We start from the raw sequence: 26,289 nt of genomic DNA on the forward strand, positions 1-26,289 counted from the left end.
GGAGGCTTTTATGAGTAATATTACAACTAAAATTGAAGAGCTTGTATCGCCTATTTTACAAGAGTTAAATTTAGATCTTGTAGACGTAGAATATGTAAAAGAAGGCCGAGATTGGTTTTTACGTATTTATATTGATACTCCATCTGGTGGTATAGATATTGAACAATGCGCTCAAGTTAGTGAAAAACTAAGTGAAAAGTTGGATGTAGAAGATCCGATATCGGAAAATTACTTTTTAGAGGTTTCATCTCCTGGAGCAGAACGACCTTTGAAAAAGGATGCGGACTTCGCGAATGCAATTGGTAAGTTTGTTTATATCAAAACATACGAGCCAGTGAACGGAGCTAAAGAATTTGAAGGGACATTACTTTCTTATTCATTAGAGGAAGGCGCATTAATCGAAGTACGTGTTAAAACTAGAAGAATAAAAATTCAAATTGAAAAAGAGAAAATTGCGCTTGCTCGTTTAGCAATTGATTTCTCTGCATAACGTATATGGAGGAGTGAAAGTAGTGAGTAGTGAATTATTAGATGCGTTAACTGAGCTCGAACAACAAAAGGGAATTTCGAGAGATGTTTTAATAGAAGCAATTGAAGCTGCTTTAGTTACTGCCTACAAAAGAAATTTTAACCAAGCCCAAAATGTTCGTGTCGATATTAACTTAACTACTGGTACTATGCTTGTTTATTCAAGAAAAGATGTAGTAGAAGAAGTAGCAGACGACCGTTTACAAATCTCTTTAGAGGATGCTCAAGTGATCAACCCACACTATGCAGTTGGTGATGTTGTGGAAGAGGAAGTAACACCACGTAATTTCGGGCGTATTGCAGCTCAAACAGCTAAACAAGTTGTTACTCAACGTGTGCGCGAAGCTGAACGTGGAATGATATACGAAGAATATGTAGATCGTGAAGATGATATCGTAAATGGGATTGTTGAACGATTAGATGCACGAAATATATATGTTGGTTTAGGAAAAGTGGAGGCAGTACTGCCTGCAAATGAGCAAATCCAAACAGAGACATTTCGACCTCATGAACGTATCAAAGTATATATTACGAAAGTAGAACGTACTACACGTGGTCCGCAGGTATTCGTTTCTAGAACACACCCTGGATTACTTCGTCGTTTGTTTGAAATGGAAGTACCTGAAATCTTTGAAGGTATTGTGGAGATTAAGTCCATCGCTCGTGAAGCAGGGGATCGTTCGAAGATTTCCGTATTTGCACATAATGACGAAATTGATCCAGTTGGCTCATGCGTTGGTGCAAAAGGAGCTCGAGTTCAAACAATTGTAAATGAGTTAAGTGGAGAGAAAATTGACATAGTTGAATGGTCTGAAGATCCAGTAGTGTTTGTTGGAAATGCACTAAGCCCTTCTAAAGTAATCGATGTTCAAGTAAACGAAGCGGAAAAATCGACAACTGTTGTAGTTCCAGATTATCAGCTGTCTCTTGCAATTGGTAAAAGAGGTCAAAATGCTCGTCTTGCAGCAAAACTGACTGGTTGGAAGATTGATATTAAAAGTGAAACAGATGCAAGAGAACTTGGAATTTATCCAAATGAAAATTCTCCACAGCTTATAGTAGAAAATTTGGATGAAGAAGAATTGGATGATTTCGATTTCTATAAAGAAGAACAATAAGCAAGGATGGTGATTTGAATGACGGTTCAAAAGAAAATACCGTTACGTAAATGTGTTGCTACTGGTGAAATGTTTCCGAAAAAAGAAATGATTCGCATAGTCCGTTCGAAAGAAGGAGAAGTTTCCGTGGACCTAACTGGAAAAAAATCAGGTCGTGGTGCTTATGTATCTAAATCTATCGAAGCGGTAAACCAAGCGAAAAAGAAAAATTCATTAGGCACACATTTAGAAGCACCAATTCCTATTGAAATATATGATCAGTTAATAGTCGTTATTGAAAGAGAAAAAATTAAATGACAATACAAGAGCAAATATCTAATCTATTAGGACTAGCAACTAGAGCAAGAAAAACAATTACTGGTGAAGAGCTAGTAGTAAAAGAAATCAGAAGCCAAAGGGCAAAACTAGTTGTTTTATCCAATGACGCTTCTAAAAATACAGCAAAAAAAATTAATGATAAATGTGCATCTTTTAACGTTGAGCTGCATGTCTTTGGAGACCGGCACGATCTCGGACATGCGACGGGAAAAGAGGCCAGGGTGGCAATCGCCATTATGGATGACGGTTTCGCTAAAAAACTGTCCGGCCTTCTCAACGAATATAACCGGGGGTGAGCTAATGACAAAAATCAGAGTTCATGAATATGCGAGACAAATAGATAAATCGAGTAAAGAAGTTATTGAGCAACTAGGAAAGATGGATATTCAAGTAACAAATCATATGTCTACACTTGAAGGAGAAGCTATTAAAAAGCTAGATGGTATTTATAAATCATCATCTCAAACAGCATCAACACCTTCTCAAACAACATCGAAACCTGCTCAAACATCACCAAAACCAGCATCACAAGGACAGTCAAGACCAGCTAGTCAAGGTCAACAAAGACCAGCATCACAAGGACAGTCAAGACCAGCTAGCCAAGGTCAACAAAGACCAGCATCACAAGGACAGTCAAGACCAGCTAGCCAAGGTCAACAAAGACCAGCATCACAAGGACAGTCAAGACCAGCTGGCCAAGGTCAACAAAGACCAGCATCACAAGGACAATCAAGACCAGCTAACTCAGGTCAACAAAGACCAACATCACAAGGACAATCGAGACCGTCTAACCAATCAACAACAAATCCTGCCACTGCAGGGAGTAATGCGCAAGCAAGCACGACTCAAGGAACAAACAGCCAACCTAAAAAAACATTTACTAATAATAAAGCCCCAGCTGGTGCTTATCGTCCGGGTGGTCAAAATCGTCCAGGTGGTAATAGACCAGGGCAAAAATTCCAAAAGCGTAGAAAAGGGCCTACTACACCAGTACAGCCACCAGTACCAAGAAAAGAACGGGAACTTCCAGCGAAAGTTACTTTTACAGATTCTTTAACAGTTTTAGAACTTTCGAAAAAACTTGGACGTGAACCAGCAGAGATTATCAAAAAATTATTCTTACTAGGTGTAATGGCAACAATAAACCAAGTTTTAGATAAGGATGGAATTGAACTTATCTGTACAGACTATGGAGTAGAAGTCGAAGAAGAAATTCGAATCGATATTACTGATTTAGAAGTTCATTTCGATCCTACGCCAGAAGACAGTACCAACCAATCAGAGCGTCCACCAGTTGTTACTATAATGGGTCACGTCGATCATGGTAAAACTACCCTGCTTGACTCTATTCGTAATACAAAAGTAACTGCAGGAGAAGCCGGTGGTATTACGCAACATATCGGTGCTTACATGATTGAAGACAATAACAAGAAAATTACATTCTTAGATACACCAGGACATGCTGCATTTACAACAATGCGTGCACGTGGAGCAAAAATTACGGATATTACGATTCTTGTAGTTGCAGCTGACGATGGGGTAATGCCTCAAACTGTAGAAGCTATTAATCATGCGAAAGCAGCTGAAGTGCCTATTATCGTTGCAGTAAACAAAATGGATAAACCTTCTGCGAACCCTGATCGTGTAATGCAAGAGTTAACAGAACATGGCTTAGTTCCTGAGGCATGGGGTGGAGATACAATATTCGTACCAATCTCAGCACTAAAAGGCGAAGGTATCGACAACCTATTAGAAATGGTACTACTTGTTTCTGAAGTAGGAGAGCTAAAAGCAAATCCAAAACGTCTTGCATTAGGTACAGTAATTGAAGCTCAACTGGATAAAGGTAGAGGTTCTGTTGCTACATTATTAGTACAAGATGGTACGTTAAAAGTTGGAGATCCTATCGTTGTAGGTCATGCATTCGGACGCGTAAGAGCAATGGTTAATGACCTTGGTCGTCGTGTAAAAGAAGCAGGTCCATCTACACCAGTAGAAATTACAGGCTTGAACGAAGTACCTCAAGCAGGAGACCGCTTTGTTGTATTTGAAGATGAAAAAACAGCTCGTCAAGTTGGAGAATCTCGTGCATCAGAAGCACAAGTTACTCAACGCTCTGAAAAAACTCGTGTGACATTAGACAATTTATTTGATCAAATGAAACAAGGAGAAATGAAAGAGTTAAACTTAATCGTTAAAGCAGACGTTCAAGGGACTGTTGAAGCGATGGCTGCTTCCCTTATGAAAATAGATGTAGAAGGCGTAAATGTTCGCATCATTCATACTGGAGCAGGAGCTATCACCGAGTCAGATATTAGCTTAGCAACTGCATCGAATGCAATCGTAATCGGATTCAACGTACGTCCGGATACAAATGCAAAACGTATGGCCGATCAAGAAGGCGTAGATATTCGTCTACACCGTATTATTTATAAAGTTATCGAAGAAATTGAATTCGCTATGAAGGGATTACTTGACCCTGAATTCCAAGAGAAAATTATTGGTCAAGCGGAAGTTCGTGAGACATTCAAAGTATCTAAAGTTGGTACGATTGCAGGTTCTTATGTAACCGAAGGTAAAATTTCAAGAGATAGTGGTGTTCGTGTAATTCGCGATGGAATCGTTATTTTTGAAGGCGAACTAGATACACTAAAACGTTTTAAAGATGATGCAAAAGAAGTTGCTAAAGGATACGAGTGCGGTATCACGATTAAAAACTTCAATGATATTCAAGAAGGCGATATCGTAGAAGCGTATATCATGGAAGAAATTAAACGAAAATGATCGTATATGCAGAATGTGAATTTTTAATTCCCACTGCGCATTCTTTAAAGGAAAAACGAGCAGTTCTTCAACGAATGCTCACAAGAACAAAACAAAAATATAATGTTTCTATTTCAGAATTAGATCATCAAGATACTTGGCAGCGTACATCTATTGGCATCGTTGCAATTGCATCCCAAAAAGATGCAGCTGAACGGGAGCTTATGAACGCCATCCGTTTCCTGGAATCTAATCCTGAATGGGAATGCATTAACATAAGCAAGGAATATTTATAAAGAAAATGAGGTGTAGCGATCATGTCAATGCGTGCTAACCGAGTTGCTGAGCAAATGAAAAAAGAGTTGGGCGAAATTATCGGACGAAAATTAAAGGACCCACGTATCGGTTTTGTCACAGTAACAGATGTAGCTGTTACTGGTGATTTACAACAAGCGAATATTTATATTACGGTGCTTGATGGAAACCGAGCGGCTACTTTAAGAGCTTTAGAACAAGCTAAAGGATTTATTCGTTCTGAAATAGGGCAGCGTATTCGTTTACGTATCACGCCTGAACTAATCTTTGAATATGATGAGTCTGCAGCATATGGTAATCGTATAGATGATTTATTAAGACAAATTAATAAACCATCTGAGTAATAAAACAAAAGGAAGTCTGCTTATTTATTGAAGCAGGCTTCTTTGTTATACCTACAGGGGGTGAACTGCATGTACGAAGGAATATTACCATTATGGAAAGAAAAAGGAATGACCTCACATGATTGTGTATTTAAACTTAGAAAAATATTGAAAATGAAGCGTATTGGCCATACAGGAACACTGGATCCAAGTGTTGAAGGAGTTTTACCCATTTGTTTAGGCCAAGCTACAAAGGTATCGGAATATATTATGGAACAAGGCAAAACGTATATAGCAACTATTTCTATAGGTACATCAACTACTACTGAGGATGCTGATGGTGAAATAGTAGAAAATGACGCTACTCCAAAGTCTTTTTCCCGTGCACAGATTTTAGAAGTATTAGCTGAATTGACAGGAGAAATTACTCAAATTCCGCCGATGTATTCAGCAGTAAAAGTGAATGGAAAAAAACTGTATGAATATGCTCGTGAAGGAAAAGAAGTAGAACGCCCAAGTAGAAAAGTGATGATTCACCATATAAAATTATTGGACGAAGCAGCTACTTTTTCAGGGCAGGAAGTTACATTCAACATTGAAATTGATTGTGGAAAAGGAACCTATATCCGTACACTAGCTGTTCAAATTGGTGAACTTCTAGGATACCCGGCTCATATGTCATCGTTGGTTAGAACGGCATCGGGAAGCTTCACTAAAACCCAATGTCTAACTTTAGCCGAGGTGCAAGAAGCTGTAGATAAACATACTTTGTTAGATACATTACTTCCATTAAAAGAGGCATTGTCGGCCTGGCCAACACTTGATATCAATGAAGAAAACCAAAAAAGCATTACAAATGGGCAAGTAGTGGAAATCCACCCATTGTTGGCTAAAAACGAGAAAATAGTATATACAATATTGGAGACACCAGTTGCAGTTTATATTAAACATCCAACAAAAACTGGTATGATGAAACCAGAAAAAATGTTTTCATCTGAAAAAGGAGATTAATATGGACGTTTATCACTTATCCTATCCAAACCATTTATACTCAAACGATAAAAATGAAGCATATTCTTTAGCAATCGGTTTCTTCGACGGAGTGCATAAAGGGCATCAAGCGGTTATAAAGCAAGCACTCGATAAAGGAAAAGAGATGAATATCAAAACAGCAGTAATGACATTTGATCCTCATCCTTCATTAGTACTTGGTGGCAGAAAAGAGAAAGTATTCTATATTACACCACTTCAAGAAAAGACAGATATTTTGAAAAGCTTTGGTGTGGATGCTGTTTTTGTTGTTCGTTTTACTTCTGATTTTGCAAAGTTAACTCCTGAAAAGTTTATCGAATTCTTCATAAACCAGACAAACGTAAAACATGTTACTGCCGGCTTTGACTTTTCATTTGGTGCTTTTGGAAAAGGTACGATGAAGGATATGGAGCTTCTTTCTGAAGGGAAATATTCTGTATCAGTCGTCGATAAAAAAGAGTTTGTTGGTGGTAAGATTAGCTCCACTCGTATAAGAGAAGAACTAACCGTTGGTAACATGGAGCAAGTAAAAGAATTATTAGGTAGACCTTTTAAGTTAACAGGAGTTGTTATCCATGGAGATAAAAGAGGGAGAACTATAAACTTTCCAACGGCGAATGTCGAACCTACCGAAGGACAATTTACACCAGCAACAGGCGTGTACGCAGTGAAAATCAGCGTTCAAGAGTCTTGGTATGAGGGTGTATGTAATGTGGGGTACAAACCAACATTTAATAATCTGGATGAGAAAAAGTTGTCTATTGAAGTACATATTATTGATTTCGATCAATCCATCTATGGTGAGGAAGTAACGGTCCATTGGTATATGCGCATTCGATCAGAACAAAAGTTCAATGGAATTGATGAGTTAAAAGAACAAATTGGAAAAGACAAGCAAGTTGCAATCGAGTTCTTTAAAAAAGAAGCTGAATAATAAAAGATTGGCTACCGGAAATTAATTTCGGTAGCTTTTTAAAAGAAATAAAAAAAGTGCCCCATGTACACTGTGTTCTGGGTCTTAAGAGAATGATTCATACTACTGATTTCCGTTTCAGGTGGGCGCTTTCCGCGGGCGAGGCCGAGCCTCCTCAGGCCAACAGGATGTTGGTCACGAAGGCGTTGCCACACGAGGTGGCGTGTCTTAGCCTTTGTTCCTTTAAAACGCTCCCTGTGGGGTCTCTACTTACTCGCTTATCCCGCTGGAGGCGCCACCTTGCACTCCAATCAATACAAAGTGTAGTTCTATACTCTGAGATAGGGCAAAGCATATCCCTAAGATAATAAAAGTAGTCAGAATTATTATAGGGATAAAACCGCCCGCTTGATTAGGTATACAATTTTATAATGAACAAAGTAAGTGGATTTTTTTTTATCTGAGTCCATTTCATTCTTACTTATTTAAAGATAGAACACGTATTTGTAGGTGGTTTTATATCCAATTTTTTTATATAAAGTGGACCTAGTTAATTGGAGCGCAGAGCGGCGAATCCAGTGGGAACAGCGGCAGCTGAAGACCCTGGACTGAGCATAGCGAAAATCTTTTTTGCGACGAGCTTTGCGCAGGAGCAAGGGAAGCGGCTGAAACCGTGCCCACGGAAAGCGTCCGCTCGGAGCGGAAATTAACGGCATATCAAGGTTTCTGTTCTTAGAGGATTGGGCGTCTTTTTTGTCCGGTTTTTCTGAGAAGAATGAATGTTCACCATTACTAATTAGTTGCTTCACCAATCTTTTTATGATAATCTTTATAAGTACAATACTGTACTTAACCTTTCCTTGGCTTTTTCGATTCTCCAACGATTGCTCAGGACTAGGGGATAACATGAATTTTAGGAGGAAAACAACATGGCAATTTTACAAGAACGCAAAAATGAACTAATCGCTGAGTACAGAACTCACGAAAGTGATACTGGATCTGCGGATATTCAAATCGCAATTCTTACAGAAGAGATTAACTCTTTAAACGAACATTTACGTACGCATAAGAAAGATCATCACTCACGTCGTGGTCTATTCAAAATGGTTGGACGTCGCCGTAACTTGTTAAAATACTTACGTGAAAACGAAGTATCTCGTTACCGTGATCTAATCGCAAAACTTGGTTTACGTCGATAAGATTCGATTTAGGAAAGCGGGAATTATCCCGCTTTTTCTTTTGCATAAAAAACTTCGCATAGTTTAGAGATTTTTGATACACTACTAATGATACATATACCCATTATATACCCTTTTTTAAAGGAGTTTTTCAAGTCGAGAGGAGTCCAGATTACATGAGTGAAAAGAAAGTATTTACGTACGAATGGGCAGGACGCCCGTTGCAAGTAGAGGTAGGCCAACTTGCAAAACAAGCGAACGGAGCAGTATTAGTAAGATATGGTGATACAACTGTATTATCTGTAGCAACTGCATCTAAAAATCCTAAGAATTTAGATTTCTTCCCATTAACAGTTAACTATGAGGAAAAACTATATGCTGTAGGTAAAATTCCAGGTGGATTTATTAAACGTGAAGGACGTCCTTCGGAACGTGCAATCTTAACTAGTCGTTTGATTGACCGTCCAATTCGTCCTTTATTCCCTGATGGATTCCGTAACGAGATACAAGTTATTTCAATCGTTATGTCCGTTGATCAAAACTGTTCATCTGAAATGGCTGCAATGTTAGGTTCATCCTTAGCGCTAAGCATTTCAGATATACCATTTGACGGTCCAATAGCAGGTGTTCAAGTAGGTTTAATTGGTGAAGAACTAATTATTAATCCTACTGTAGAGCAAATGGGTAAAAGTACTCTAGACCTAGTAGTAGCTGGAACAAAAGATGCTATTAACATGGTTGAAGCCGGAGCTAAAGAAGTTTCGGAGGAAACGGTACTTGAGGCTATCATGTTTGGACATAAAGAAATTATCAATTTAATCGAATTCCAAGAAAAAGTAGTAGCTGAAGTTGGAAAAGCGAAAAAAGATATTCCTCTTTTTGAGTTAGATAAAGTACTTTTCGAAGAAGTACAAGGTATTTGTGAAGCAAATCTTGTACAAGCCATTCAAGTACAAGAAAAACATGCTCGAGAAGATGCTATTACAGAAGTGAAAACAGAAGTTTTAGCACAATATACGGAAAAAGAAGCTACAGATGTAACATTGAAACAAGTTCGTGAAATTTTAGATGCAATGGTAAAAGACGAAGTTCGTCGTTTAATAACAGAAGACAAAATCCGTCCTGATGGTCGTGGAGTAGCGGAAATCCGTCCTCTTTCATCAGAAGTCGGAGTTCTACCTAGAACACATGGTTCTGGATTGTTTACACGTGGTCAAACACAAGCTCTAAGCGTATGTACTTTAGGACCTCTTGGTGATGTGCAAATTATCGATGGTATTGGTCTAGAAGAAACAAAACGCTTCATGCATCACTATAATTTCCCACAATTTAGTGTAGGAGAAACTGGTCCTATCCGTGCTCCGGGTCGTCGTGAGATTGGTCATGGTGCTCTAGGAGAGCGAGCTCTAGAAGCAGTTCTTCCGGATGAAGCTGATTTCCCTTATACACTTCGTCTAGTAGCGGAAGTGTTAGAATCGAATGGTTCTACATCACAAGCTAGTATTTGTGCTTCTACTCTAGCAATGATGGATGCAGGTGTACCTTTAAAAGCACCAGTTGCAGGTATTGCAATGGGACTTGTAAAAAAAGGCGAAAACTACACTGTTTTAACGGATATTCAAGGGATGGAAGATCATCTTGGAGATATGGACTTTAAAGTAGCTGGTACTTCTAAAGGAATTACAGCACTTCAAATGGATATTAAAATTGATGGACTATCAAGAACAATTTTGGAAGAAGCACTTGAACAAGCTAAAATTGGTCGTATGCAAATTTTAGAAAGTATGCTTGCAACAATTTCTGAACCACGTGAGAAATTGTCAAAATATGCACCTAAGATTGTAGTTATTAAGATTAATCCGGATAAAATCCGTGATGTAATTGGACCAGGTGGTAAACAAATTAATAAAATTATTGATGAAACTGGCGTGAAAATTGATACAGAGCAAGATGGAACAATTTATATCGCTTCAGCTGATGAAGAGATGATTGCTCGTGCAAAAGAAATTATCGAAAACATCGTTCGCGTTGCTAAAGTAGGCGAATATCACTTAGGAAAAGTAAAACGAATTGAAAAATTCGGTGCTTTCGTAGAAATTTTCACTGGTAAAGATGGCTTATTGCATATTTCGGAAATTCAAGAAGAACGTACGAAAAATGTCGAAGATGTCCTTAAATTAGGCGATGAGTTTTTAGTGAAAGTAATCGAGATTGACAATCAAGGTCGCGTCAACTTATCTCGTAAAGTTGTTATTCAAGAAGAAAAAGAACGCGCTGAACAACAAGAAAGTAAATAATCAATTACATCAGCACATTATAAAAGGTTGACCGTAGGAATAGCTACGGCAACCTTTTTAAATAGCTGAATAGAATAAACAGAGGTGTTAATTTGATAAACAAAATTAAATGTAAAAATGGGCTTCGAATTGTGTCTGAACAAATACCATACGTACGTTCTGTGGCTGTAGGAATTTGGGTGCAAGCTGGGTCTAGATATGAGCTGCCAGAAGAAAATGGTTTAACTCATTTCATTGAACATATGTTATTTAAAGGAACTGAAACTAGAACTGCGAAACAAATTGCAGAAGAATTCGATCGTATTGGTGGAAATATCAATGCCTTCACATCTAAAGAAAATACATGCTATTATGCAAAAGTATTAGATCATCATGCAGAACATGCAGTAGAAATATTGGCAGATATGTTTTTCCATTCTCAATTTGATGCAAATGAAATAGAGAAAGAAAGACAGGTTGTTCTTGAAGAGATTAATATGGTAGAGGACACACCAGACGATATCGTTCATGAATACTTATGGCAAGCGATGTACGAAAATGATCCTTTAGGTGCGCCTATTCTTGGAACAGAGGAAACGTTGAATAGTTTTACAAAAGAAAAAATTCTTGCTTATATGAAAAAACACTATACGCCAGAAAATATAGTCATTTCTGTTGCAGGTAATATTCCCGAAGGATTATTACAGCATATTGAAACCTTATTTAGTGAATTAGACAGTACTAATAATGAGAAATTACTTGTATCAACTCCGAATTTGAAAGCTGTGCATGTTGAGAACTTTAGAGAGACAGAGCAAGCACATCTATGTTTAGCTTATCCAAGTATAAGTGTCAAAGCGGATAATATTTATAGCTTAGTAGTGATGAACAATATTTTAGGTGGCAGTATGTCTTCGAGACTTTTCCAAGAAATTAGAGAAGAAAAAGGCCTTGCTTATTCTATCTATTCTTATCATTCTTCCTATGAAGATACAGGGGCACTTGCTATTTATGGAGGGACTTCTAGTAACCAACTAGAGGAATTATCTGAGTCAATTCAGCAAACGATACAATCAGTAGTTGAAAAAGGGTTTACAGAAACAGAAGTTTCCAATGCAAAAGAGCAACTAAAAGGTAATTTACTCCTTGGATTAGAGAGCACAAATGCTCGCATGAGCCGTAACGGTAAAAATGAATTACTATACGGAATACATCGTTCATTAGATGAAGTAAGTGAATCAATAGATGAAGTCACATTACAATCAGTAATGGATCTTGCTACTGAGACGTTTTCTCACAAACCAGCCATATCCATCATCAAACCAAAAGTCGATCAAAACTGATCGGCCTTTTTTAATAGAAAGTATAAAATTTTGTACCTTGAAATCAATCCAGGAATTTTGAATAATAAGATTTATACAATGATACTACTGATTTTCGTTTCAGGCGGGGGAACAAAGGCTAAGTGCGCCACATCGTGTGGCAACGCCTTTGTGACCAACATCCTGTTGGCCTCCGCGGGCCCCGGCCTCAATCTCCTCGTCACTACGTTCCTGCGGGGCTTTCAGCTCGTGCTGTTCCCGCCGGAGTCGCCGCCTTCCACTTCAATCAATAGAGAGTGTAGTATGTAACTATAAGATTTAGCAATTTTTTTTGCTTAGATGAAAATAGTATTCAAAGCAAATAAAGTGATAAAACGTCTGTTGAATTAGAACTATTCTTTAATTAAGGTTAAAGAAGGTAGATATCCTTTTTTACTAGCCGAGATAAAGGGAAATAGTAAGTGTTCATCAAATAAAGAAGCGAAATAGCGAACGAAATTGCATCTTCGAGAGCTTCCTCTATGAATAGGAAAGTACCTTTTCTCTAGTTATCCAAAAACGTATTAACCTGTTTCTAGAAGTTGTAGAAGGGCGAAGGAAAGACAAACGCCATAAGATTACCGTGAAAAGAGAGGTTGGTCGTGACGATAGTCACGACCAACCTCTCAAAAAATCAATCGTTAATAAAATAGCAAAACGACTGTCCAAAGCCATTTCGAAAACGCTAGAAACAGGTTTTGAACTTAAAGGGTCGAGTGTCATTTTACCAAGGTTTTCTTTTATTCACTTTGTACGGCGAAATGGCATATATATAAATAGAAATCAATAAGGGGGAGAATGATTGTTACTTTCGGAACTTGCAGAAAAAGAACTTATCCAAGTTAAGGATGGCGCAAGATACGGTAAACTAGCAGACACGGAATTACTCTTCAATCCTGAGAATGGCAAAATTGAAGGGTTCGAAGTTTTTCAAAAAACGGGATCTTTTTTTCAAGGAAATAAATCTGCTAAGAAAAAGGAGTTTATTTCCTGGGAAGAAATTATTCTCATTGGAAAAGACAGAATCCTGTTTAATGAAGCAAACACTGAAACTGGAAATAGTGAATATTTGTGAAAAACAAATGCGCAATAATAGGTACAGATGCCCGTTTGCCGTTTTTACAGGAAACATTAGATAACCAACTAGAAGTGAAAATCTTTCCAACGATGATTTGGACGGAAGAACTTAAAGCAGCCATAATCGATTTTCAGCCTTCCATTATTTTTTTACCTATCATTCCATTACAAATAGAAAGTTCTTTCGTTTTACCTGAGTCATGTCTTCTCCTTTTCGTTGGAAAAAAGAATACAGAAATGGAACAAGAAATACAAACTAGCAAGGTGCAAGCTTTTTATTATTTAGAGGATGAGCAGTGGATTTGGGAAAATGCAAATCTTACAGCAGAGGGATTCATAAATAACTTTTATAGAAGCGAAAACGAATCAATTTATAACAAAAAATTCATCATAACGGGGTACGGAAGAGTAGGGAAAAGATTGGCTTTTGCTTTACATCATTTGGGAGCAGAGGTAATCGTCTCTGTTCGTTCTGATCATCAATTATTTGAAGCAAAAAGCTATGGGTATCAGATAGAACAATTAGAGCAAGTAGTTAAAAACCAAGGTGAAAGCACGGCCTACCTGATTAATACCATTCCATATAAATGGCTTAGTCCGTCCGATACGAATAGATTTAATAAAGTGTATGATCTAGCTTCAAATCCTGGATGTCTACTCGAGTCAGCCAATTCGAAACCTACAAATTATATACATTCCACTAGCTTACCAGGCTTGTATTTTCCGAAAGATGCGGGATATTTGATAGCAAAGACTGTACAAACTCAATTGGCTTTACTGGAGGGGGAAAAATAGTGTTAAAAGGTCTTCGAATAGGATTAGGGATAACTGCATCTCATTGTACTTATGAAGAAGTTATTCCGATGATTAAACAGTTTACGGAAATAGGGGCAACTGTAGTTCCTATTATTACGTACTCTGTATTAACTGCGGCAACACGTTTTGGAACAGGTGAGGAATGGATAGAGAAAATAGAAGAGGCTAGTGGTAGTAAAGTAGTATCAAAAATAGTGGAAGCAGAACCTTTTGGTCCGACAAACCCATTGGATTGTATGGTAATTGCCCCGATGACTGGCAACTCTATTAGTAAGCTGGCCAATGCCCAAACGGATTCGCCCGTGTTAATGGCTGCTAAGGCTACATTGCGCAATGGGAAGCCAGTAGTGCTCGGAATATCCACAAATGATGCATTAGGATTGAATGGTATGAACATTATGAAACTGCTTTCTACCAAAAATATATACTTTATCCCCTTCGGCCAAGATCATCCTCATAACAAGCCAAACTCACTCATAGCTGACTTTTCAAAAATAGTACCAACAGTTGAACATGCAATTCAGCATAAACAATTTCAGCCTTTACTCATTACTCATTACTCATAAATTATAAATATTGATGATGATGTATTTTCATGTATAATATAATACAATATCAAAAATAGTTTAGGTCTAGGAGGAGAGCTTTTCATGTCACAAGGATATACAGTAGCAATAGTTGGAGCGACTGGTGCAGTCGGTCAAAAAATTATCGAAAAATTGGTAGAAAGAAGTTTTCCTTATTCATCCTTAAAATTATTAGCTTCAAAAAACTCAGCTGGTAAAGAAGTTGAAGTAAATGGTAGCTCTTATACAATAGAAGAAGCAACACCTGATGCATTTGAAGGTGTAGACATAGCATTTTTCTCTGCCGGTGGTTCTATTTCTAAAGCTTTAGCAAAAGAAGCAAGCAATAGAGGCGCAATAGTTATCGATAATACGAGTGCCTTCCGAATGGATAAAGATACACCGTTAGTTGTTCCAGAGGTAAATAAACAAGCATTGCATGAACATACTGGGATTATTTCTAACCCGAATTGTTCCACTATTCAGATGGTTTGCGCACTTGAACCAATTAGACAAAACTTTGGTTTAACTAAAGTTATTGTTTCTACTTATCAAGCAGTTTCTGGTGCTGGAGCAGCTGCTATTAGTGAATTGACTAGACAAAGCGAAGGAATAAAAGATAAACAACCAAATCCGGAAATCTTACCAGTGAAAAGTGCGGAAAAACATTTTCCTATCGCAGGAAATGTAATTCCTCAAATTGATGTATTCAGTGAAGATGGCTTTACATTTGAGGAACATAAGATGATGGATGAAACAAAGAAAATTATGTCTTTACCAAATCTTGGAATAGCAGCGACATGTGTAAGGGTACCTGTTGTAACGGGACATTCAGAGTCTGTCTATGTAGAGGTAGAACAAGAAAACGTTACACTTGATCAGATAAAACAGTTGCTTGCAGATTCCGATGGTATTACCTTGCAGGACGCTCCAGATCAGCAACTTTACCCTATGCCATACTACGCTGAAAACAAGGACGATGTATTTGTAGGACGTCTAAGAAAGGATCCTTCGAATGATAAAGGATTTCATATGTGGATTGTATCGGATAATTTATTGAAGGGTGCAGCACTGAACTCCATACAAATTGCAGAAGCACTTATTGCTGAAGGTATATTAAAAGAGGTGTAAAAATGAATATAGGCCCTATTGCTACGGCAATGGTTACCCCATTTCAACTAGATGGTTCTATCAATTATGCTGCAACAGAGCTTTTAATCGAACATTTACTTGCGACAGGGACTGACTCTCTTGTCGTTAGTGGAACAACAGGAGAATCTCCTACTCTATCAACCGAAGAAAAACTAAATTTGCTGAAATTCGTTGTAGAAAAAGTGAATAATAGAGTTCCTGTTATCGCAGGTACAGGTAGTAATAGTACAGCTGCATCTATTGACTTGTCGTTAAAGGCAGAGACTCTAGGAGTAGATGGACTAATGATAGTCACACCATATTATAATAAGCCAAACCAACGAGGGTTGATTGCCCACTTTGCAGCAATTGCAAATGCAACAACTTTACCGATTGTCGTTTATAATGTTCCAAGTCGTTCAGTTATCAATATGGAGTTGGAGACAGTAGTAGCATTAAGTCAAATTCCATCTATTAAATTTCTAAAAGAGGCTAGTGGCAATTTAGATCAGATGACAAGAATTCTGTCTGAAACAAAGGATCATTTAAAAGTATATAGTGGAGATGATTCACTTACTCTTCCTTTACTAGCAATTGGGGGCTGCGGAATAGTTTCGGTTGCCTCCCATATTGTAGGCAATGACATGAAGAAAATGATTGTAGCTTTTCAGAGTGGTAATCATTCGGAAGCTGCACGAATTCATCAAACATTATTGCCACTAATTCAAGCGCTATTTAAACATCCAAATCCAATTGTCGTAAAATATGCGCTTTCTAAGGTAGGAATAGAGACAGGAAATTTACGGCTGCCACTTGTTGAAATGACTGAAAGTGAAAAACGGGATTTTGATATAATATGGGATCACTACTTGAATACTATATAATTTTAGCGGAAAGGCTGAAGATTTCCTATTTCAGCCTTTTTTTTATTTGTGTGAATCGCTGACGTCCGATATAATGAAAATTAGTGGATGTTGGTCGGGTTATCTTCTTTTTAGCAAAAAATTTAACAAGCTAACGTAATTACGTAATTAGATCTCTCCCACTTCTGGAGAAAGCGGAGAGATGAATACCAATATGTATTACATTTCAGTGAGGTACAAGCCCTGCTGAAAAGATAAGCCTCCGGCGGATGTCACAGATTTTGAATGGACTCTTAGAATGTTGTTAGTCTAAAATCGTCGCATCTATGCGACAGTGGCTAACTGACCTGCATCACGCAGGCCTAAGCACAATTCAAAATCTGGACGTAATTGCGCCGAGGCGTAATTGATTTATAGGAGGAAAAGATTTGGTAAAAGTAAAAAATGAACTTATTCGAGTTATACCACTCGGTGGAGTTGGAGAAGTCGGAAAAGCAATGTATGTAGTAGAAGTTGATGAAGAAATATTTGTAGTAGATAGTGGATTAATGTTCCCGGAAACTGAAATGCTAGGAATAGATATTGTAATTCCTGACATTACATATTTAGTGGAAAACAAAGATAGAGTAAAAGGAATCTTCTTAACGCATGGTCACGAAGATGCGATTGGATCCATTTCTTATTTACTTCAAAAAGTACAAGCCCCAGTATATGGTTCTAAGTTGACAATTGCTTTGGCAAAAACGCATCTAAAAGCGTTGCCGACAAAACAACCAGTCAAATTTTTCGAAGTAACAAATAAAAGCCGTATGAATTTCCAAAGTACCTATGTAACCTTTTTCCATACAACGCATAGTATACCGGATTCACTTGGTATCGCGTTCCATACGTCTGAAGGTGCAATTGTTCATACAGGAGAATTTAAGTTTGACCAATCGGCAAAAGGGAAGTATCGTCCGGATATAGCAAAAATTGCCGGTTTAGGAGAAGATGGGGTATTTATTCTTTTATCTGATTCAACAGAAGCAGAAAGACCGGGTTACACGACATCAGAAGCAGTAATTGAAGACCAATTATCAGAAACATTCCACGCTGTTAAAGGTCGTATACTAGTGGCTCTATATGCATCAAACTTTATCCGGATTCAACAAGTAATTGATAAAGCAATTGAAACTGGGAAAAAAGTTGCGATTGCAGGGAAAAGCTTAGAAAATATCTTCGAAATTGGCTTAGATCTTGGTTATTTCACAGTAGAAGAGGACACAATTATCTCTATCAAAGAAATATCCAAACTGGATGATGAAAAAGTTGTAGTAATTGTATCTGGTACTCAAGGAGAACCTTTGGAAGCGTTAGAGAAAATGATTCGTAAACATCATAAAGATATTAAAATCAAAGATACAGATACCGTCTTAATCACTTTTACTCCTTCTCCTGGTATGGAGGTAGGCATGTATAATACGATGAACCAAATTGCAAAAGTTGGAGCTAAAGTATTAACTTCCGAAAAAAATGTCCATGTATCTGGTCATGGAAGTCAAGAAGATTTAAAAATGATGTTAAATCTAACTAAACCAAAATACTTTATACCAATTCAGGGAGAATATCGCATGTTGATGGCCCATTCAAAATTGGCTCAAGCAGTAGGTATGTCCAAATCGGAAATTTTCATAGCCGATAAAGGAGATATTGTAGAGTATAAGAGCGGTAAAATGAGAATGAGTGGCCGAGTTCAAGCAGGAAACGTATTAATCGATGGAATTGGTGTTGGCGATGTAGGCAATATTGTTCTACGCGATCGTAAGCTGCTTTCACAAGATGGTATATTTATTGTTGTAGTAACGTTAAATCGAGCACAGAAGAAAATTGCTTCTGGACCAGAAATTCTTTCGAGAGGCTTTGTCTATGTTCGTGAGTCAGAGGAGCTATTGGACGAGTCTGCTAAACTAGTAAGAACAGTTGTTGAAAAATATGTGAATAAAGAAACGTTTGAATGGACAAACATTAAACAAGAAATCCGTGATACGCTAAATTCATATTTATTCCAACAAACAAAAAGACGTCCGATGATCATCCCAATTATTATGGAATATTAATGTGAATAAAGGATTTCCTTTCCGAATATGGAAGGAAATCCTTTTTATCTTAAAATAAAAGAAAGTATATGAAGGTGTTCCACGCAAATCAGATTCATGGTACTTCAACAAATGAATAACACTACTGATTTCCGTTTCAGGTGGGGTACAAAGGCTAAGTGCGCCACGTCTCAAAAGGAAGGCAATCTAAGTTCGCCGCGTCCTGCGGCAACGATTGCATAACCCACCTCCTGTGGGCCTCAACGCCTTCGTGACCAACATCCTGTTGGCCTCCCGCGGGGTGAGCGATGAACTATCGCCGTCGCTATGCGTCGTTTTGTGATATCTCATCTGTCTCACAGCACGAGGGAGAAACGACAGGCTCGAGCCATGCCCGCGGAAAGAGTCCGCTCCGAGCGAAAATCAACGGCATATCTTCGTTTCTCTTCTTAGAGGACCAGGTGCATATTTACCCGATTTTTCTTAAAAGTGATTTTAATAATAATTTAGAAAGTAGGTGACACTTTGGCAAGGAGAAAAAAAAGACCAACAAAAAAGCCTGCAAAAAAAACAATGCATCCGCTCCTTTATGAAATTATTGGTCTTTTAATCATTGGATTATCGGTCATTTCGTTTTTTGAATATGGACTTGTAGGGGAATCTTTGGCGTATATAAGTTATTTCTTATTTGGAAATTGGCATATAGCCGTGCCATTTATGCTCATCGTTTATGCACTTATTATAATGATCAAACAATCAGTTCCAGCATGGAACCATCGACTACTGTTAGGCTGTGCATTTGTATTAGGCAGTTTATTATTATTTAGTCACCTCGCTTTATTTCAACAATTATTTGAGGGAAAAGCATTAGTGACAAATTCTGTTTTAAGAGAAAGTTATCGTGTTCTAGTGGAAAGTGGTGGGATCGTCGATAGAAATATTTCGTTAGGTGGGGGAATAATAGGCGCAATACTGTTTGCATCATTCCACGTTCTCTTTGATTCGGCTGGGGCGCAAGTTGCTGGTTGGCTTATGTTATTTATAGGAATCGTATTACTAACTGGAAAAGCACTAGTTCCTTACTTAGTGGAGACATTTCCGAAGCTAAAACAAAGCTATCTAAATAGGCCGAAGAAAAAGAAACCAACACCAACTCCACCTAAGAGTCAGTCCCGTCGAAACAAAAAACAGGCGACAGGGGAAGAAGCAGTTACAGTAATTGAGGCGGTTCCTATAGAAACAGAGGAAGTCGACCAATCGTCGGCACCAATTATTTCTGCATTCACGGAACGAATTGCAAGAAAAGAAGTAGTAGAGGAACCAGTAGAACCTGTTGAACCAATAGAGATTAATCTAGAAAATGAAGCAGTTGAAAATGAAGATTATCAATTACCGTCTATTAACTTATTAGATGCACCTGCTCATAGTGACCAAAGTGGAGAACTAAATGCAATTCAAGCAAATGCCAAAAAGTTAGAGCAAACATTTTTAAGTTTTGGCGTCAAAGCAAAGGTTACTCAAGTTCACTTAGGACCAGCCGTAACAAAATACGAAGTTCTACCTGATGTTGGGGTGAAGGTTAGCAGAATTGTTAGTTTACATGATGATCTTGCCCTAGCGTTAGCTGCTAGAGATATACGGATCGAGGCACCTATCCCTGGGAAATCAGCGGTAGGTATTGAAGTTCCAAATAAGGAAGTAGCAATAGTAAGCTTGCGTGAAGTGCTAGAATCGGAAGAAAATAATAAACCGAATCAGAAGCTATTAATAGCTTTTGGGAGAGATGTTACCGGTCAAGCTGTTCTTGCACAATTAAACAAAATGCCACATTTACTAGTTGCAGGTTCCACAGGTAGTGGGAAAAGCGTATGTATTAATGGAATAATTACAAGTATTATGATGCGTGCAAAACCTCATGAAGTAAAAATGATGATGATTGATCCAAAAATGGTAGAGCTTAATATGTATAATGGTATTCCACATTTGCTTGCACCAGTAGTTACCGACCCAAGAAAAGCATCACAGGCTTTGAAGAAAATTGTCTCTGAAATGGAAAGAAGGTATGAGCTGTTTTCTCATACGGGCACACGAAATATGGAAGGCTATAATGAACATATTGATAGATGGAATGAAGAGAATGAAGAAAAACATCCGAAACTACCATTTATTGTTGTAATAGTAGATGAGTTAGCAGATTTAATGATGGTTGCTTCTAGTGATGTAGAAGATTCTATCACTCGTTTAGCCCAAATGGCTCGTGCTGCTGGTATTCATTTAATCATTGCTACACAAAGACCAAGTGTAGATGTTATAACAGGAATTATTAAAGCTAATATTCCTTCTAGAATTTCTTTTGCAGTATCCTCCTCAATTGACTCTAGAACTATTTTAGATATGGGCGGAGCTGAAAAACTACTAGGTAGAGGAGACATGTTATTCCTCCCAGCTGGTACCTCCAAACCAGTCCGAGTGCAGGGAGCATTTTTATCAGATGCAGAAGTTGAAAGAGTTGTAGATTTTGTCATTGAACAACAAAAGGCAAATTATCAGGATGAAATGATACCTGATGAAGTGGTAGAATCTGCAGAACAGATTGATCGAGATGAATTATATGATGATGTAGTTCAACTCATAACAGAAATGCAAACTGCTTCTGTGTCATTACTTCAAAGACGATTTAGAATTGGGTATTCTAGAGCAGCTAGAATTATTGATCAGTTAGAACTTAGTGGAGTTGTAGGACCTTATGAAGGAAGCAAGCCGAGACAGGTTTTAGTCTCCAAACATTCGATAGATGATGATATAATTTGAGTTGAAAGGTTAAATAGTATAACACTTTATTTTATAAGTATGACAAATTCATTACAAATTCATATAGTTTTTGTAACTACTTTTAACCTAATGTGAATAAAAGTATTTATTTCATGTATTAAAAATGGTATAGTATGACTGATTAGTAGGGAAGTTTTACATCAGAGGTCTGATCTCTTCAAAATGGTGGTGTTTTAGATGACAATAAAAGTAGACCATCGGCATTTATATTTGCAAGTGATTGATCGTCTTAAACAAGACATTGATAAGGGCATATTTAAAGAAAAGGAAAAGCTTCCTTCTGAATTTGAATTAGCCAAGTCATTAGGAGTAAGTCGTGCAACCTTGAGAGAAGCACTTCGCTTATTGGAAGAAGAAAATGTGATAATCAGAAGACATGGTGTAGGTACCTTTGTAAATTCGAAGCCTCTTTTCACATCAGGTATCGAACAGCTTTCAAGCGTATCTTCTATGATTCGTAAAGCTGGAATGGAGCCAGGTACTATATACTTGAGTTCTATGCAGTCGATTCCATCTGAGGATGATATTTTAAGATTTCAATGCGGTGAGGAACAATTGGTTGTTACGATGGAACGTGTCCGTACTGCAAATGGCGAACCAGTTGTATATTGTGTTGATAAGGTTCCGAAAAATTATTTACCTAATGATTTTCTCATTAGAGAAGAAGGCTCTATTTTTACTGCATTAGAAGAATCTGGGGAAATACATATTTCGTATGCGGTGACATTCATTGATCCTGTGGGTTACCACGAGATCGCCTCACCAACTTTGAATTGTGATCCAGAAACTTCGTTGCTTGTTTTAAAACAACTCCATTACGATGAAAACGATCGTGTGGTTTTGTACTCGAAAAATTATTTTCGAGCAGATAAATTTAGCTTTCACGTTGTTCGGAAAAGGGTGTAAAATTACTAATTTCTGCTAATAAGAAAAAAATGGGGGTTTTCAAGTTGACAAAACGTAAATTTGGATTAGGTCTATCACTTGTTCTAGCTGCTGGAACAATTCTTGGAGCATGTGGTTCAGATGAAGAAACAACTACACCAAAAGAGTCAGAGGGTACAGGTTCAGAAGGTACTACTGAAGCAGTAGATTTTTCTTTAGCAATGGTTACTGACGTTGGCGGAATTGATGACAAATCATTTAACACATCAGCTTGGCAAGGTATCGAAGCTTTTGGTAAAGAAAATGGTCTTGAAAAAGGCGAAGGTTACGACTACCTTCAATCGGCTTCTGATGCTGACTACGTAACAAACTTAAACAACTTAGTACGTCGTGACTTCGACGTAGTTTACGGAGTTGGTTTCTTGATGGAACAACCAATTAAAACAATTGCTGAGCAAAAACCTGATTCTAATTTTGCAATCATAGATTCAATCGTTGACGCTCCAAACGTTGCTTCTGTAATGTTTAAAGAGCAAGAGGGTGCATTTTTAGCGGGTGTTGCTGCTGCTCTTATGTCAGAATCTAAACAAATCGGCTTTGTTGGTGGAATGGAAATTCCGGTAATCGAACGATTCCATGTAGGATTCATAGAAGGTGTTAAAGCAGTAGATCCATCGATCAAAGTAGATGTACAGTACACTGGTAAATTTGATGATGCAGCTCTTGGTAAAACAACTGCTAACCGTATGTATTCTTCGGGCGTAGATATTATTTTCCACGCTGCTGGTGGTACTGGTAATGGTGTATTCGCAGAAGCAAAAGAACGTAAAACAAAAGATGCTAATGCAAACGTATGGGTAATCGGAGTTGACTCTGACCAATACGAAGAAGGTGCTGTTGGCGATACGAACGTTACGCTTACTTCTATGTTGAAAAAAGTAGGAACTGCAGTTCAAAATATTGCAAATGATGCAATGGCTGGAAACTTCCCAGGTGGTAAAACTGTAACTTATGGTTTAGCTGAAGAAGGTGTTGGTCTTGCTGATTCTCGTGGAGCAATCCCACAAGATGTTCTTGACCAAATTGATGAGTACGCTAAACAAATCGCTTCAGGCGAAATTACTGTTCCTGAAACAATGGAATAAGTTAGTTTTTTAACATCATAAAGACCGATTTTAATCGGTCTTTATGATATTTTAATTAATAGAAGAAAGATTTTAAAAATTTAAAGTCTTTATTAAGTCTTATTATGAAACCTAACTTAAACTTACAAGATTTAAAGTCTTTCCTGTATTAATTTAGTACTAGTATGATAGTGGGGAGTGAATTCATTGGATTATGTAATAGAGATGCTTGGCATAAGGAAAGAGTTTGGATCGTTTGTTGCAAATGATAACATTACCCTTCAGTTAAAAAAGGGAGAAATCCATGCGCTTTTAGGAGAAAATGGTGCTGGTAAGTCCACACTTATGAACGTTTTATTCGGATTATATCAACCTGAGGCAGGAGAGATAAAAGTAAAAGGCAAGACGGTTAAAGTAACAGATCCTAATGTGGCAAATGATTTAGGTATTGGGATGGTCCATCAGCATTTCATGCTTGTTGAAAACTTTACAGTTACAGAAAATATAATATTAGGTAATGAGTTAACAAAAGCAGGAATCGTCAATATTAAAGATGCAGCAAAAAAAATTCAAAAGCTTTCAGAAATGTACGGATTAGATGTAGATCCTAATGAAAAGATTGAAGACATTTCCGTTGGGATGCAGCAACGAGTGGAAATATTGAAAACGCTTTATCGCGGTGCTGATATATTAATATTTGATGAGCCGACTGCTTCGCTAACTCCTCAAGAAATTAGTGAGCTTATGCAAATTATGAAGCGCTTAATACAAGAGGGTAAATCAATTATCCTGATCACGCATAAGTTAAAAGAAATTATGGATGTATCCGACCGAGTAACAGTTATTCGTAAAGGGGAAGGAATTGGGACTGTTGTTACCGCAGAAACGAATCCAAATGAATTAGCATCATTAATGGTTGGTAGACAAGTAGAATTTAAAACAGTAAAAAGTGAAGCGAATCCTACAGATGTTACACTTGTTATAAAAGATCTAGTCGTAGCTGACTACCGTGGAATCGATAAAGTGAAAGGACTAAATTTAGCGGTTCGAAAAGGCGAAATTTTAGGGATTGCTGGAATAGATGGAAATGGACAAAGCGAGCTAATCGAAGCTATCACTGGCCTTCGTAAAGTTAAAGCTGGTTCTGTTTCAATAAACGGTAAAGATATTACCAATAAAAAACCTCGTAAAATTACGGAGTCGGGTGTAGGACATATTCCACAAGATCGTCATAAGCATGGTTTAGTTTTAGACTTTTCTATTGGGCATAATATTGCCTTACAAACTTACTATCAAGACCCTATTTCGAAAAATGGAATTATGAATTATTCGAAAGTCTCTGAGTTGGCTCAAAAAGTTATTAAGGATTATGATGTACGAACTCAAGGGGAGCATACACCTGCTCGTGCCCTGTCGGGAGGAAATCAGCAAAAAGCGATTATTGGACGAGAAGTTTTACGTGATCCTGAATTGTTGATTGCGGCATTACCAACACGTGGGCTAGATGTAGGAGCTATTGAATTTATTCACCAACGTCTTATTGAGCAACGGGATAAGGGGAAAGCTGTACTTCTGCTTTCTTTTGAATTAGATGAAGTGATGAACGTATCTGATCGCATTGCAGTTATTTATGATGGACAAATTGTCGATACATTATTGCCTAAAGAAACCTCTGAACAAGAACTTGGGTTATTGATGGCAGGTCAAAAAAAGAATTCAAACATTGGTAAACAGGGGGAAACAACTCATGTCGAATAGAGTAGTCAATATACTTGTCCCTGTAATTTCTGTAATTTTAGGATTGCTCGTAGGTGCCATTGTCATGCTAGTAAGTGGATATGATCCAGTACTAGGTTATACTGCACTTTGGAATGGTATTTTTGGAGATGCCTATGCGATTGGAGAGACTATTCGTCAAATTACTCCATATTTACTTGCAGGTTTGTCCGTAGCATTTGCTTTCCGTACAGGACTATTTAATATTGGGGTAGAAGGGCAATTATTAGTTGGATGGTTTGCGGCTTCTTATGTAGGGATTGCATTTGATTTACCAATGTATATTCATTTACCATTTGCTATTATCGCAGCAGCATTAGCTGGAGCAGCATGGGCTTTCATTCCAGGTCTTTTAAAGGCAAAATTGCAGGTCCATGAAGTAATCGTAACAATTATGATGAACTATATAGCTTTACATACAACAAACGCAATGATAAAAGTTGTATCGGATGGTGGGGATAATACTGGAACGATTAACCCATCAGCTTCCTTAAAGTCGGCATTTTTTGAAAGTATTACAGATTATTCCCGCTTGCATTACGGTATTTTTATTGCCCTTGCGATGGTATTACTAATGTGGTTTATACTAGAAAAAACAACAACTGGCTACGAGTTAAAGGCAGTTGGATTTAACAAACATGCATCTGAGTATGCAGGGATGAATGTAAACAAAAATATCATTCTTTCGATGGTTATTGCTGGAGCATTTGCTGGATTAGCTGGAGCAATGGAAGCATTAGGTACGTTCCAATATGCAAATGTTAAGGGTGGATTTACTGGAATTGGATTTGATGGAATAGCAGTAGCCTTATTAGGTGCCAATACACCACTAGGAGTAATTTTCGGTGCGGTGCTATTTGGATCATTAAAATACGGAGCTCTCAATATGCCAAACGAAGCTGGTATTCCAGTAGAAATCGTTTCTATTGTAATAGCTATTATCATATTCTTCGTAGCGTGTGGATACGTTATTCGCTATTTCCTAGAAAAAGCGAACAAGAAAAAGGAGGCGAAGTAAT

At 37.7% G+C, this 26,289-nt stretch carries 23 protein-coding genes; all 23 read left to right on the forward strand.

Going from position 1 to position 26,289, the window contains the following annotated elements; genetic code table 11:
- The first annotated feature begins 10 nt into the window (after positions 1-10).
- The 23 genes from rimP (at position 11) to LDK52_RS01685 (ending at position 26,288) form a co-directional block, all read left to right on the forward strand.
- Positions 11-490, forward strand: coding sequence for a ribosome maturation factor RimP (rimP, locus tag LDK52_RS01575; protein ID WP_277584199.1), 480 nt, complete (start codon positions 11-13; stop codon positions 488-490).
- A gap of 22 nt (positions 491-512) precedes the next feature.
- Positions 513-1,646, forward strand: a complete 1,134-nt coding sequence (nusA, locus tag LDK52_RS01580; RefSeq protein ID WP_277584200.1) for a transcription termination factor NusA — start codon at positions 513-515, stop codon at positions 1,644-1,646.
- Positions 1,647-1,664: 18 nt separating this feature from the next.
- The gene (gene rnpM, locus LDK52_RS01585; protein ID WP_277584201.1) at positions 1,665-1,943 is read left to right on the forward strand and encodes an RNase P modulator RnpM; all 279 of its coding nucleotides are present in this window, start codon (positions 1,665-1,667) and stop codon (positions 1,941-1,943) included.
- Entirely contained in the window at positions 1,940-2,260 is a 321-nt protein-coding gene (locus LDK52_RS01590) for a YlxQ family RNA-binding protein (RefSeq protein ID WP_277584202.1), read from the forward strand. Before rnpM ends, LDK52_RS01590 begins: the two co-directional genes overlap by 4 nt.
- A gap of 4 nt (positions 2,261-2,264) precedes the next feature.
- A complete protein-coding gene (infB, locus tag LDK52_RS01595) occupies positions 2,265-4,748 on the forward strand; it encodes a translation initiation factor IF-2 (RefSeq protein ID WP_277584203.1) in 2,484 nt (827 codons plus the stop codon).
- Positions 4,745-5,023, forward strand: coding sequence for a DUF503 domain-containing protein (locus LDK52_RS01600; protein ID WP_277584204.1), 279 nt, complete (start codon positions 4,745-4,747; stop codon positions 5,021-5,023). Before infB ends, LDK52_RS01600 begins: the two co-directional genes overlap by 4 nt.
- Positions 5,024-5,044: 21 nt before the next feature.
- Entirely contained in the window at positions 5,045-5,386 is a 342-nt protein-coding gene (gene rbfA, locus LDK52_RS01605) for a 30S ribosome-binding factor RbfA (protein WP_277584205.1), read from the forward strand.
- A 69-nt stretch (positions 5,387-5,455) separates the two neighbouring features.
- Positions 5,456-6,376, forward strand: a complete 921-nt coding sequence (gene truB / locus LDK52_RS01610) for a tRNA pseudouridine(55) synthase TruB (RefSeq protein ID WP_277584206.1) — start codon at positions 5,456-5,458, stop codon at positions 6,374-6,376.
- A gap of 1 nt (position 6,377) precedes the next feature.
- Positions 6,378-7,331 carry a riboflavin biosynthesis protein RibF gene (gene ribF / locus LDK52_RS01615; RefSeq protein ID WP_277584207.1) on the forward strand — a complete coding sequence of 318 codons (954 nt, stop codon included), beginning with the start codon at positions 6,378-6,380 and terminating at the stop codon, positions 7,329-7,331.
- Between the two features lie 908 nt (positions 7,332-8,239).
- The gene (rpsO, locus tag LDK52_RS01620) at positions 8,240-8,509 is read left to right on the forward strand and encodes a 30S ribosomal protein S15 (RefSeq protein WP_277584208.1); all 270 of its coding nucleotides are present in this window, start codon (positions 8,240-8,242) and stop codon (positions 8,507-8,509) included.
- A 155-nt stretch (positions 8,510-8,664) separates the two neighbouring features.
- On the forward strand, positions 8,665-10,785 hold the full coding sequence (gene pnp, locus LDK52_RS01625; RefSeq protein WP_277584209.1) for a polyribonucleotide nucleotidyltransferase: 2,121 nt from the start codon (positions 8,665-8,667) through the stop codon (positions 10,783-10,785).
- Positions 10,786-10,877: 92 nt separating this feature from the next.
- Positions 10,878-12,107 carry a M16 family metallopeptidase gene (locus LDK52_RS01630; RefSeq protein ID WP_277584210.1) on the forward strand — a complete coding sequence of 410 codons (1,230 nt, stop codon included), beginning with the start codon at positions 10,878-10,880 and terminating at the stop codon, positions 12,105-12,107.
- Positions 12,108-12,927: 820 nt separating this feature from the next.
- Complete coding sequence (locus tag LDK52_RS01635; RefSeq protein WP_277584211.1) at positions 12,928-13,200, forward strand: YlmC/YmxH family sporulation protein; 273 nt, start codon at positions 12,928-12,930, stop codon at positions 13,198-13,200.
- Positions 13,197-13,997: an NAD(P)-dependent oxidoreductase gene (locus LDK52_RS01640; RefSeq protein WP_277584212.1), complete on the forward strand. Its 801-nt coding sequence runs from the start codon at positions 13,197-13,199 to the stop codon at positions 13,995-13,997. The genes LDK52_RS01635 and LDK52_RS01640 overlap by 4 nt, the downstream gene beginning before the upstream one ends.
- The gene (locus tag LDK52_RS01645; protein ID WP_277584213.1) at positions 13,997-14,584 is read left to right on the forward strand and encodes a dipicolinate synthase subunit B; all 588 of its coding nucleotides are present in this window, start codon (positions 13,997-13,999) and stop codon (positions 14,582-14,584) included. The genes LDK52_RS01640 and LDK52_RS01645 overlap by 1 nt, the downstream gene beginning before the upstream one ends.
- A gap of 84 nt (positions 14,585-14,668) precedes the next feature.
- Positions 14,669-15,715, forward strand: coding sequence for an aspartate-semialdehyde dehydrogenase (locus tag LDK52_RS01650; RefSeq protein ID WP_277584214.1), 1,047 nt, complete (start codon positions 14,669-14,671; stop codon positions 15,713-15,715).
- A gap of 2 nt (positions 15,716-15,717) precedes the next feature.
- Positions 15,718-16,599, forward strand: coding sequence for a 4-hydroxy-tetrahydrodipicolinate synthase (gene dapA / locus LDK52_RS01655; protein WP_277584215.1), 882 nt, complete (start codon positions 15,718-15,720; stop codon positions 16,597-16,599).
- 407 nt (positions 16,600-17,006) lie between these two features.
- On the forward strand, positions 17,007-18,674 hold the full coding sequence (locus tag LDK52_RS01660; RefSeq protein WP_277584216.1) for a ribonuclease J: 1,668 nt from the start codon (positions 17,007-17,009) through the stop codon (positions 18,672-18,674).
- 552 nt (positions 18,675-19,226) lie between these two features.
- Positions 19,227-21,464, forward strand: coding sequence for an FtsK/SpoIIIE family DNA translocase (locus LDK52_RS01665; protein WP_277584300.1), 2,238 nt, complete (start codon positions 19,227-19,229; stop codon positions 21,462-21,464).
- A gap of 198 nt (positions 21,465-21,662) precedes the next feature.
- Positions 21,663-22,391, forward strand: a complete 729-nt coding sequence (locus LDK52_RS01670; protein WP_277584217.1) for a GntR family transcriptional regulator — start codon at positions 21,663-21,665, stop codon at positions 22,389-22,391.
- A gap of 44 nt (positions 22,392-22,435) precedes the next feature.
- Entirely contained in the window at positions 22,436-23,515 is a 1,080-nt protein-coding gene (locus tag LDK52_RS01675) for a BMP family lipoprotein (protein ID WP_277584218.1), read from the forward strand.
- Between the two features lie 186 nt (positions 23,516-23,701).
- On the forward strand, positions 23,702-25,252 hold the full coding sequence (locus LDK52_RS01680) for an ABC transporter ATP-binding protein (RefSeq protein WP_277584219.1): 1,551 nt from the start codon (positions 23,702-23,704) through the stop codon (positions 25,250-25,252).
- Entirely contained in the window at positions 25,242-26,288 is a 1,047-nt protein-coding gene (locus LDK52_RS01685) for an ABC transporter permease (RefSeq protein ID WP_277584220.1), read from the forward strand. Before LDK52_RS01680 ends, LDK52_RS01685 begins: the two co-directional genes overlap by 11 nt.
- Position 26,289: the final 1 nt, after the last annotated feature.

It is taken from the genome of Psychrobacillus antarcticus (assembly GCF_029533155.1).
Taxonomy (GTDB): domain Bacteria; phylum Bacillota; class Bacilli; order Bacillales_A; family Planococcaceae; genus Psychrobacillus; species Psychrobacillus antarcticus.